The organism is Desulfobacula sp. (genome assembly GCF_021107415.1).
On record NZ_JAIOSW010000181.1, the window covers coordinates 1 to 10,348 of the forward strand.

A 10,348-nucleotide genomic window follows, 5' to 3' on the forward strand; every position below is an offset into this window, starting at 1 on the left:
CAAAATAATTCCTTGCCATTTAAGGAATTACAAGTAACACTATCATAAAAATAGGCTCAAATCAAGTTGTTTTTATGGAAGATAAATTGCCAGTTTAATAGTCAGAATTTTTGGGACGGGATACTAGACGTTTGACTATCCCTGCAAAAAAAATGAGATGCAAACATAGAAAGGAAATAAAAAAAGGATGCTGACCCGTATAACATCAATACTGCTTTTTTTGTTTGCCTTTGTCTGTACTGAAGCACTTGCCGGGTATCAACTTCCCGAAGGGTGGGAGATCATCCGTTCAGGTAACGACAAAAGCACTCTTTCGGTCTTTGATGAGGAGACAACGGTATTCACCGTCTTTCAGGGCGGTGAACTGGGGCTTTCCCAAAAAATTGACAGCGAATATGTCCAGATCAGCGTCCGTTTTACGGTTTTGCCGAAACAGGAGGGCTCATCCTGCGCCATCTATTTTTACACAAATAACGGTGTGCTTTTAAAATTTATCTGGGAGCGTACGCCGGATGGCCCCCGGGCAAGTCTTGTCACCTCACGGCACGGCAAGCAATTTTTCGCAAAAAGCATACCCTGGACCGCCGACATAACCACTTTTCGACTCCTGCGTAAAAATGATTATTTTACTGCTGTCGCTGAAGAGGATGGCAAAAGCCCGGTCAAAGTAGGGGGCTTCAAGTGGCCGGGTCTTTCAAAAGATGGCGGCGTTGGCATTGTTGCGGAATACAAGCCCCGGCCCGGCGCCCCCGGGCAGCAGCACATTGGTTTTACCGATCTCTATATTCTCAGTTTGGAAGGCATGGTGGCGGAAGCGGAATATGTCTTGAGAATGGGAGACTACAACAGATCTGAATGGGCGATCGGGTATGGGATGCAGCTTTTCGGCGAGCATGCCCGCTTTTTCCTGTTGATCGCAAGCATGTACCAGGCAAACGGCGGTATTGACAAAATGATTACCGCCCTGGAAAAAGCCGTAGCCTTGGATGATAAGAGCACAAAGGCCCTGAGCCGGCTCGGTTTTGCCTTGATTGAACATGGCAGGAACCAGGACACGGGTCTGGGGTATTTGAACAGGGCTGTTGCCCTTGAACCAGATAACGTCGTCTGTCTGGATAACCTGGGCTGGGGTTATTTCAAGCAAGGCGATATAACCAGGGCGAGGGCTGCACTGGAAAAGGGGATGTCTGTCGTGCGAAAGCAACCGGCTGAATTATCCCTTGCGAGCATTGGACTGTTTGAGCATATTGATCAGCTTTACACGGCGCAGAAAGATTTGTCGGCAAAAACAAAGCATCTTGATGAGGTTATCGGGCTGCTCAGGAACTTGCCGGCACCGCAGGATGACCCATATTTGAGATCGGGACTGGGATGGTTCCTGTTTCGGGCCGGCAGGTTACAAGAAGCGGTGCGGGAAACAGAACAAGCCCTTGCCCAGATTGAACAAAGCGAGGTTTACGGCAGCTATGATTCGGTGGTACAAAAACGCGCAGGCGACATTTATTCAGCGCTCAATCAAAAAGGAAAGGCGTTTGATTCCTATACACGTGCCTTGGAAAACAGCCAACGCTTTCACAGGATCAGAGAAACCAGTGAGATCAAAAACAAAATGGGGTTAATCGTCCAATAGGTAGTAAGAGACTGCACTGATCAGCTATTTTGTCTTAAGAAAACAGGAAAAATTGATAACATATCTCGTGGTGTTTACAGATGGGAGATCTAACCTTTTTATTCAGATGAGTTTTTCATTTGTATTTTGACAAAATTATTAATTTTTGATAGTATTTTTTTAGTTTTTGACTGTTAATAAGTTAAAATAAGGAAATACTATGCCCTTTTTGAATGAACTTGAACATACGCTTCCGGATGTAAAAGCGTACAGGCTCATGCAAAAACTATTCAAGGATAACCCGGGTCTTAAAGATATCATTGATAATTCAAATACCATTCATCAGGTAAAAAAGAAAATAAAAATCTGGGCTTTGCAGGTCCTTCAAGAAAACAAGGATGCATATTTATATTACACTGAAGAAAAAACCTGGAAAGATCAGCTTGAAAAATTAAATTTCAAAGACTATGCTGCCATTCGTATTCTGGATTATATCACGCATTCCGGCAGGCAATTTGAGGATCCAAATCTCAATGGAGAGATGGTGGAAAATGATCCCTTTGCTATTCTCATGCAATGCGCCCGTAAAGGAACCGGCGGAGGCAAGCCTGCTTTTTTTTACGATATGATTCACCTTTTCATGCAGTTTTCAGGACATGAATATCCTGTGCCGGCCAAGCCTGAAATTAAATCATGGATGGACAGGCATTCATCAGGCCTTGATCCTGAAGTGGTTAAACAAAGGGGAAAAAATAAACTCCGCATACTTAAAATTATCATAAAAAATATTGAAAAAAGAAAAGTTAAAAGCAAGCGGTATAAATTTACAAAGAATCTGTCCACCCGGAAAAAGATAGCCCTTGCCAAAACATGGTGGAATGATCATAAGTTTCATCTCAAATTTGCAGTCAGAACACCTGAAGACCTGAATGAAATGCTTGATTATTCCCTTGATCGGGAAACAATGATCAACCTGAAGCAGGCCAGGAAGGTCGGAATCCCCTTCTTTGTCAACCCATACTACCTGTCGCTTCTGGACACCCGGGCTTCTTCCGGTTCTTTGGGTGCTGATCTTGCCATCAGGCAGTATGTTATCTATTCAAAAGAATTGATCAATGAATTCGGCAATATTATTGCCTGGGAAAAAGAAGATATCGTGGAACCTGGGAAACCCAATGCTGCCGGCTGGATTATTCCGGATGACTGCATTCACAGACGATACCCCAAGGTCGCTATTTTGATTCCTAAAACCATGGGGAGGGCCTGCGGCGGACTTTGTTCCATCTGCCAGAGAATGTATGGTTTTCAGCATGGGGATTTGAATTTTGACCTTGAAAAATTAAAGGCCAGGGGGTCCTGGGAGGATCGTCTGGAAGCATCCATCGATTATTTTGAAAATGACTCACAGTTAAGGGACATTCTTATCACAGGCGGTGATGCACTGATGACCACCAATAAAATTCTTAAAAGAATTCTTCAAAGCGTTTATAAAATGGCCAAAAGAAAGCTTAAGGCCAATAAGAGAAGAAAAGACGGGGAAAAATACGCACAGATCATAAGGGTAAGACTGGGCACCAGGCTTCCTGTTTATCTTCCCATGAGGATCCAGTCGGGCCTTGTTCAAATACTTTCCGATTTTAAAGAAAAAGCATTAAGAATCGGCATTCAGCAATTTATTTTCCAGACCCATTTTGAATCTCCCATGGAAATAACCCCTGAAACCCGGTTTTGTGTACAGCAGTTGAATAAGGCCGGCTGGCTTGTAACCAATCAGCTGGTCTTCACCACTGCTGCTTCAAGAAGGGGGCACACGGCCAAACTCAGAAAAACACTCAATGATATCGGCATTCTTCCCTATTATTCCTTTACAGTTAAAGGGTTTATGGAAAACAATGCCGCGTTTTCACCCAATGCACGGCTGGTTCAGGAATGTATGGAAGAAAAGATTATCGGCCTTTTGCCTGATAAATTTTATCCTGACATCAGGGAGCTGCCCTTACATGCTGAAAATGCAGTCGATAAAATTTATCAGTTAAGAAAAGATGCCCATTTATCATTTCTGGCCTCAGACCGGAATGTTCTTAATCTTCCGGGTGTCGGCAAGAGTCTTACATTCAGGACCATCGGTATTACCCATGATGGCAGAAGAATTCTTGAATTTGATCATGATTCCACAAGAACTCACAGTCCGATTATAGAAAAAATGGGGAAAGTCACTATTATTGAATCCAAAAGCATTTATGATTACCTCCTTCAGCTTGACAATATGGGAGAGGATGTATCAGAGTATGCATCAATTTATGGATATTCATTAAGTGAAACAGAGCCCAGGATGCCGATCTATGAACATCCAACCTTTGATTACCGAGTCACTGAAAAGATTACAAACCTGGCTATCCAATAAAATTCAAAACCCACTATCCTTTAGTCACCATCCAGCATTCTGCCAAGGCCTCCAAGGATAGAGCCTTCTCCTTTGCTGCTGCCGCCGGCTGACGGTGCGTGCTGGAGTACCCGGTCCGCCAGTCGTGAGAATGGCAGGCTTTGAAGGTAAATAGTCCCATGGCCACTCAAGGTTGCCAGAAACAGACCTTCTCCACCAAAAAACATTGATTTTAGATTTCCGGCTCTCTGGATATCATAGTCAATCCCCGGGCTGAATCCCACAATACAGCCGGTGTCCACCCGGATGGTTTCACCCTGAATTTCCTTTTTGACAATGGTTCCGCCGGCATGAACAAATGCCATACCATCGCCCACAAGGCGTTGGAGGATAAATCCTTCCCCTCCGAAAAATCCGGTACCGAGTTTTTTGCTGAATGCAATACTGACCTGGGTTCCCAGGGCTGCACACAAAAAAGCATCTTTCTGGCAGATCAGCTCTCCGTCGATTGTCGTCATATCTACAGGGATGATTTTACCGGGATAAGGTGCGCTGAAAGCAACTCTTTTTTTGCCCTGTCCCTGATTCGTAAAATGAGTCATGAACAGGGATTCCCCAGTTAGTTTGCGTTTGCCAGCCTCAAACAATTTGCCCATAAATCCTTTGTCCGGCTGGGAACCATCCCCCATTTTGGCTTCAAAATTAATACCGTCTTCCATCCAGTTCATGGCACCGGCCTCGGCAATAACGGTTTCACCCGGATCAAGTTCCACTTCCACGGTCTGCATATCATTGCCAAATATTTGATAATCGACTTCATGGCATTTCATAAATTCCTCCGAAAATTTAAGTTTATTAATTGATCAAACAGGTTTAAACTTTTTAATACACCTTTTTGGGGGAATTGTATAATAAATTTATGAAGATTTGGTTTAATAATATTATTTTATGATATAAGAAGGATTAGTAAAGAGAAGATTGATTGATGATAATATGGATAAAAACTTTAATAGTTTGGAGGGTGGATGGAATCCATTGCTTTTGAAAACAGGGTTGCCATTGTAACGGGTGCAGGAGAAGGGATTGGAAGAGAATATGCATTGGATCTTGCAAAAAGAGGGGCCAGCGTTGTGGTCAATGATATCGGCCGTCATCCTGAACAGGGCCGGACAGCAGATCTGGTGGTGGAAGAGATTAAAAAGGCAGGCGGTCAGGCAGTCGCGAGTTTCGATTCCGTGGCAACCATGACAGGTGGTCAGCATATTGTTGACACAGCTATGGATCATTTCGGGAAGGTGGATATTTTGATTAGTAATGCCGGGATACTGCGGGACCGGACATTTATGAAAATGACGGAACAAGAGTGGGATGACGTCATTGGTGTTCATTTGAAAGGAGCCTTTTGTGTCACCCAGCCAACTATAAAAATTATGAAGGAGAATCAATACGGGCGAATTGTATTTACAGCCTCGTCCTCGGGCATGTATGGAAATTTTGGCCAGTCAAATTATGGGGCTGCCAAAATGGGTGTTATCGGCATCATGAACACCTTGAAGCTGGAAACAGCCAGATACAATATTAAAATTAATACAGTGGCGCCCAATGCCTCCACCGCCATGACCCACGGGGTTTTCCCCGATGAAGTGGCCAAAAGAATCAAGCCTGCATTTAACACGCCTATTGTGACTTTTTTATGTTCTGAAGAGAACCGGGAATCCGGGATGATTTTTTCCATGAGTGCAGGTTGGTTTGCCCGTTCGGCAATGGTTTCCGGTAAAGGCTGTTGCATAGGAGATACAAAAAGACTGATAAAGGCAGAAGAAATCCGGGATAAGTTTGATCAGATAAAAAGCCTTGAGAATGCACTTCCCTATGAAGATTGCGGTAAAATTTACAGCCTGGGAAGACCTTTGACCGGCAGATAGGAGTTTGCCGTATGAATTATTATTCATGACTGCAAATCCATAAATTTCCATAAGTTCATCGATCAGGCGGAGCTATGCGTTGCCATATCTTTGAGCAAGAAGCTTTTTGACCTTATCTACCTGGGAATGAATATCGGCCAAAATAGTTTTTATCAATATTAATATCCAAAACTTCTTTATACAAAAAAATAATAGCATTCAATGCCTGTTTTTGTGTGGCAGCAGATACTGAACGTTTGACTGTAAGGTAGCTTAAAAATTTTTCAATTTCATTTTTTCCCATTTCTCTGGCGTGTTTTTTTAAATTAAAAATTTCAAATATTGAGCAATCCACCTACAATATGTTTCCTCAGTCCGATACGCATAATGATGATAGCGTAAAACCTGTCGAACCTGATCCATGAGTTCTAATGATGAATCAGGCTTTAATTTTTGATTGACTTCCATGGTTTCATATTGTACTGACAAGGGAAGAAAAGTCAATAGAAAATTTTCTACTTTTTAGTAATATTATTACAATAAATAGAAAAATTGTCTATTGTATATAGGTAGTACATAGATTTTTTTCTATTTATTTACACTGTTGCGTGCCATAAGGATTCAAGTTTATGAAAAATTTGCAAAAAACTTTTTTGACCATGGTGGCACAATATGATACTATATGTATATTATGAAAGCAAAACACCGGAAGACATTGTCGGCTATATTTACCAAACCTACCAAGGCAAATATTAAATTCAGCGATATTGAGTCTCTGGTCAAGGCACTTGGCGGTACGGTTCGAGAGTGCGATGGATCACGGGTGGTCTTGGAGCTTTTCGGGACAAGAGAATACGCTCATAGACCGCACCCGGGAAAAGAAGCAAAGAAGTATATGGTTGAAAAAATTCGTGAATGGTTAATAGGTTTGGAGGTAACGCCATGAACAGTATGACTTATAAAGGATATTTTGCAAAAATCAACTTTGACGAAAGGGATAGTATCTTTTGGGGCAAAGTGATTGGAATAAAAGATAGTATTACCTTTGAGGGTGAAACTGTCGCAAAGCTCACCGAAGATTTTCACAACGCTATTGACCATTATCTTGCCGACTGTAAAAATGAAAACCTCCTCCCTGCTAAACCATATTCCGGCAAGCTGACTTTGCGCGTTCCCCCTGGCATACATGCTGAAATAGCCGCTGCCGCAGCTCACGCCGGAAAAAGTCTTAACAAATGGGTAGCTGATACACTGGATCAGGTTGTACATTCTCCTTAACTGTTTACTTCCATTGTAATTTAAGTCCATAATTTCAATCGAAGCCCGGCATTTCCAACAAACCGCTTGAGTGGATCGGGGGCTACTGAGCGGTTCTCGGAAGTTTCAGCTTTAACATACTTTTAACTATGCAAAGGTTGTCGCCATTAAGCCCCCGACCACTCAGCTTTGCGTTCTGCAAAATTGAAATATATAATTTTTAACAAACGCAGTGGAACCCTGGCAGCACCTGACTTCTGTGATAGATTTTACCATATAATAAGCCATATAAATATATTGACAACATTTAAATATAGCATTATACTCTTTTTATGGAAAACAGAGCTGATTTTGAGTGGGACATGGATAAAGACAAGACCAATCAAGACCAATCAAGAGAAACACGGTGTGTCATTCGCTTTTGCCCAATTAGCTTTTTTAGACCACAGTCGTCTAATTTTAGAGGATTTGGGACATAGCATTGATGAAAAAAGATACTATTGTTTAGGAAGAGTTTCTGGCGGTATCTTGACTGTAAGGTTTACATACCGTTCAAACAAAATCAGAATTTTTGGCGCTGGATATTGGCGGAAAGGAAAAAGAATCTATGAAAAAGAAAATAAAATACACTGATGAACCGATGGGTAAAGTCAGAGTCGTTTCTGATTTTCTGCCATCTCCTGAAGAACTGGCATTAAAGGATGAAACCATAAAGGTCACGATTGCGCTCAGTAAGGCTAGTGTCGATTTTTTCAAGAATGAAGCCCAAAAGTACAATACACAATATCAGAAAATGATTCGTCGTCTTCTGGATGAGTATGCAACCCATCAAGCATAAACTGTAAACAATTTATAACCTGTCAGTTCAGGTGACAGCCAGGGTCTTCGCCGTTTTGGCAGGTTGTTGTGAAATTGTAATATATAATTTTAAGCAGAGGTTGTGGTAACCCTGGCCGCACCTGACTTCTGCGTTATCTATAAAAATGAATAAACCAAAATTAAATAAAAACATATCAATTAATGATTTCAATAATTGGTACTGGTATAAAAAAGAACTTGTTGAATTCTGCAAACAAAATAAATTGAAAACTACGGGCAGAAAACCTGAATTAACAACACGTATTGCTTATTTCTTAAAAACTGGTCACGCACCAAAAGAAAGCAATATAAAAAGCTTAAAAACTAAAAATTCCATTCAAGTTTTACCTAACTCTATGAATAACCCCATTCCAGAAAATTATACAAGTTCAGAATTATATAGAAAGTATTTTAAATCTATAATTGGAAACCATTTCCATTTCACCGCCTACATGATGCAATATATAAAGGCAACTCCAGGCATTACATTCAAGCAATATATAAATGAATGGAAAAAAGAGCATGAAAGAAGAAAAGAAAAAAATTATAAACCTGATATAATGAAGTCATGTGAGTATAATCAATATATACGAAATTTTTTTGAAAAGAATAAAAATCTGTCTTTAAAGGACGCAATAAAATGCTGGAAACATAAGAAGTCTCAGCCGGGAAAGAATAAATACTCTGACACAGATCTGAAAATACTATGAAGATAACACACAAGGCGCTGGAGATGGACTGGGCAAAGCCGTGCCGTTCTTTGAAAGGCAGTATTTAACCGGTAGTTTTTACCTTTGTCATAGTTTCTCGGTTATCGTTGCCCAGCCCCGCAGCCTGGCTGCGGGGAGTAGAATCTTCCGGAATCACCATAATTGCCGCTTTAATGGGATACAGGCCACTAAAAGGTGATGATCTGGTAACCCTTTTCAATAAAGCTTCCCATGGAAGGATGACCTGACATGTCGCCGATAAGGGGTATCCCTTCTTTTTCAATCTCTTTGTCAACTTTAAGCTTAATGGAGCATGCTTTGCAGGCTGCATGCAATATGCCAAGGTTTTTTGCTTTCTGGTAAAGACTTGAAAGAAAATGCCCCGGCTTGCTCATCTCGGGAACGAGTGTCACGGCTTCACCTTCTATGATAATTAATCCTTCCTGGCCGCGTTCATTCAGATCAATGCCATTGAGAAGAACATGGATAAAGCACAGGGGATCACCACGGAATGCAAAGATAACTTTTCTTTGATTTTCCATTTTTGAAAATTCCTTAAATCTATTTTGATAACATAGTTTCCGGCATCCGGACAGCTACAACAACTCCTATTGCGCAGGTTTTATTGTTCGCCAGTACTTTTGCCTCAATCACTACTTTTTTCCCTTTTATTTCTACAACTTTACCGCGGATTTCAAGTTCTACATTCAGTGGGGTCGGGGCAATATAATCCACTTTTATAGATGCCGTGACAAACCGCAGGGGCGGTTCGGTATCCATATCCCTGCCTTCCTTTTGATAGGAGGCCGCCGCTGCAGTTCCTGTACAATGGCAGTCAATCAGAGAGGCGATCAGACCGCCATATACAAATCCGGGAATGGCAATATGGTGTTCATTGGGAAGGTATTTTGCAACACTTTCCTTGCCATCCCAATAGCTTTTTATCTGCAATCCATGCTCATTCAGCCTGCCACACCCGTAACAATGACTGAAATCGTCCGAATAATAATCCTGAAATGCTTTTTGTGCCATCTTCTATTTCTCCTTTTGAATAGGCTTGTCTTTATTATGCTGTTCAATCCAATTTTTTATTATCTTTGGATTTTAATTGTTTTGCAATTCTTTTTTATTTTGTCGGTGCGATAAATTTGAAAAAATGGCAGGTAATCGCATTTAAAATAGAAAAGTATTAAAATGATTGCAGTGCTTTGATCCGGCCGGGGCATGGATTGCGACTCACATGATGAATGATTTCTACAGGCTCTAACCTCTGCCGCGCTGACCGGAAAAACTCATTTCATTCAGACACTTTCCGGTCTTAACGCGCAACATTCGGTAAGAGCCTGTACAAAAATCGCAATCAACCGTTCCCTGCAACCCATACCCCGAACTCCCAGGCAGTTTCAACCCTATCAGTACTTCAATCAAAGAAACTCAAAACCTTTGTAATTTTAGCAGGCAATATCAGAAATTTAAAATTTTCATCATGGATTAAATTCCATTTTTGTATGTACTTGACGTAACAAAAATATAATTGATCTTTGAATGGTCAAAGGCGATTATCTACTTGATATTTCTACAAAAAATAGGAATGGAGGTCGATATGAACCCTGACTTAAAGTCACAA

General features: G+C 41.2%; 13 protein-coding genes. 8 read left to right on the forward strand and 5 right to left on the reverse strand.

The window, feature by feature from the left end; translation table 11 throughout:
- Positions 1-187: 187 nt before the first annotated feature.
- Both K8S13_RS09830 and K8S13_RS09835 read left to right on the forward strand, forming a co-directional pair.
- On the forward strand, positions 188-1,630 hold the full coding sequence (locus K8S13_RS09830; protein ID WP_291462270.1) for a lipopolysaccharide assembly protein LapB: 1,443 nt from the start codon (positions 188-190) through the stop codon (positions 1,628-1,630).
- 199 nt (positions 1,631-1,829) lie between these two features.
- Positions 1,830-4,013 carry a hypothetical protein gene (locus K8S13_RS09835; RefSeq protein WP_291462271.1) on the forward strand — a complete coding sequence of 728 codons (2,184 nt, stop codon included), beginning with the start codon at positions 1,830-1,832 and terminating at the stop codon, positions 4,011-4,013.
- Between the two features lie 20 nt (positions 4,014-4,033).
- Here K8S13_RS09835 and K8S13_RS09840 read toward each other — a convergent pair whose 3' ends face one another.
- Positions 4,034-4,822 carry a TIGR00266 family protein gene (locus K8S13_RS09840; protein ID WP_291462272.1) on the reverse strand — a complete coding sequence of 263 codons (789 nt, stop codon included), beginning with the start codon at positions 4,820-4,822 and terminating at the stop codon, positions 4,034-4,036.
- Positions 4,823-5,017: 195 nt separating this feature from the next.
- Here K8S13_RS09840 and K8S13_RS09845 point away from each other — a divergent pair, with 195 nt between their 5' ends.
- The gene (locus tag K8S13_RS09845; RefSeq protein ID WP_291462273.1) at positions 5,018-5,917 is read left to right on the forward strand and encodes an SDR family NAD(P)-dependent oxidoreductase; all 900 of its coding nucleotides are present in this window, start codon (positions 5,018-5,020) and stop codon (positions 5,915-5,917) included.
- A 112-nt stretch (positions 5,918-6,029) separates the two neighbouring features.
- On the opposite strand, the gene K8S13_RS09850 is transcribed toward K8S13_RS09845, so the two are convergent.
- Together K8S13_RS09850 and K8S13_RS25680 are read right to left on the reverse strand one after the other, a co-directional pair.
- On the reverse strand, positions 6,030-6,251 hold the full coding sequence (locus K8S13_RS09850) for a phage integrase N-terminal SAM-like domain-containing protein (protein ID WP_291462274.1): 222 nt from the start codon (positions 6,249-6,251) through the stop codon (positions 6,030-6,032).
- Entirely contained in the window at positions 6,218-6,364 is a 147-nt protein-coding gene (locus K8S13_RS25680) for a phage integrase N-terminal SAM-like domain-containing protein (protein ID WP_367172554.1), read from the reverse strand. The genes K8S13_RS09850 and K8S13_RS25680 overlap by 34 nt, the downstream gene beginning before the upstream one ends.
- A 214-nt stretch (positions 6,365-6,578) precedes the next feature.
- On the opposite strand from K8S13_RS25680, the gene K8S13_RS09855 reads away from it, so the two are divergent.
- From K8S13_RS09855 to K8S13_RS09875, 5 genes are all read left to right on the forward strand, one after another.
- Positions 6,579-6,842, forward strand: coding sequence for a type II toxin-antitoxin system HicA family toxin (locus K8S13_RS09855; RefSeq protein ID WP_291462275.1), 264 nt, complete (start codon positions 6,579-6,581; stop codon positions 6,840-6,842).
- Positions 6,839-7,174 carry a type II toxin-antitoxin system HicB family antitoxin gene (locus K8S13_RS09860; RefSeq protein ID WP_291462276.1) on the forward strand — a complete coding sequence of 112 codons (336 nt, stop codon included), beginning with the start codon at positions 6,839-6,841 and terminating at the stop codon, positions 7,172-7,174. The genes K8S13_RS09855 and K8S13_RS09860 overlap by 4 nt, the downstream gene beginning before the upstream one ends.
- A gap of 183 nt (positions 7,175-7,357) precedes the next feature.
- Positions 7,358-7,786, forward strand: coding sequence for a BrnT family toxin (locus tag K8S13_RS09865; protein WP_291462277.1), 429 nt, complete (start codon positions 7,358-7,360; stop codon positions 7,784-7,786).
- Positions 7,761-7,991 carry a CopG family transcriptional regulator gene (locus K8S13_RS09870; protein ID WP_291462278.1) on the forward strand — a complete coding sequence of 77 codons (231 nt, stop codon included), beginning with the start codon at positions 7,761-7,763 and terminating at the stop codon, positions 7,989-7,991. Before K8S13_RS09865 ends, K8S13_RS09870 begins: the two co-directional genes overlap by 26 nt.
- A gap of 145 nt (positions 7,992-8,136) precedes the next feature.
- Positions 8,137-8,721, forward strand: a complete 585-nt coding sequence (locus tag K8S13_RS09875; protein ID WP_291462279.1) for a DUF6434 domain-containing protein — start codon at positions 8,137-8,139, stop codon at positions 8,719-8,721.
- A gap of 188 nt (positions 8,722-8,909) precedes the next feature.
- Here K8S13_RS09875 and K8S13_RS09880 read toward each other — a convergent pair whose 3' ends face one another.
- Both K8S13_RS09880 and K8S13_RS09885 read right to left on the reverse strand, forming a co-directional pair.
- Complete coding sequence (locus tag K8S13_RS09880; protein ID WP_291462280.1) at positions 8,910-9,263, reverse strand: cytoplasmic protein; 354 nt, start codon at positions 9,261-9,263, stop codon at positions 8,910-8,912.
- A 19-nt stretch (positions 9,264-9,282) separates the two neighbouring features.
- The gene (locus tag K8S13_RS09885; RefSeq protein WP_291462281.1) at positions 9,283-9,753 is read right to left on the reverse strand and encodes a PaaI family thioesterase; all 471 of its coding nucleotides are present in this window, start codon (positions 9,751-9,753) and stop codon (positions 9,283-9,285) included.
- Positions 9,754-10,348 lie beyond the last annotated feature (595 nt).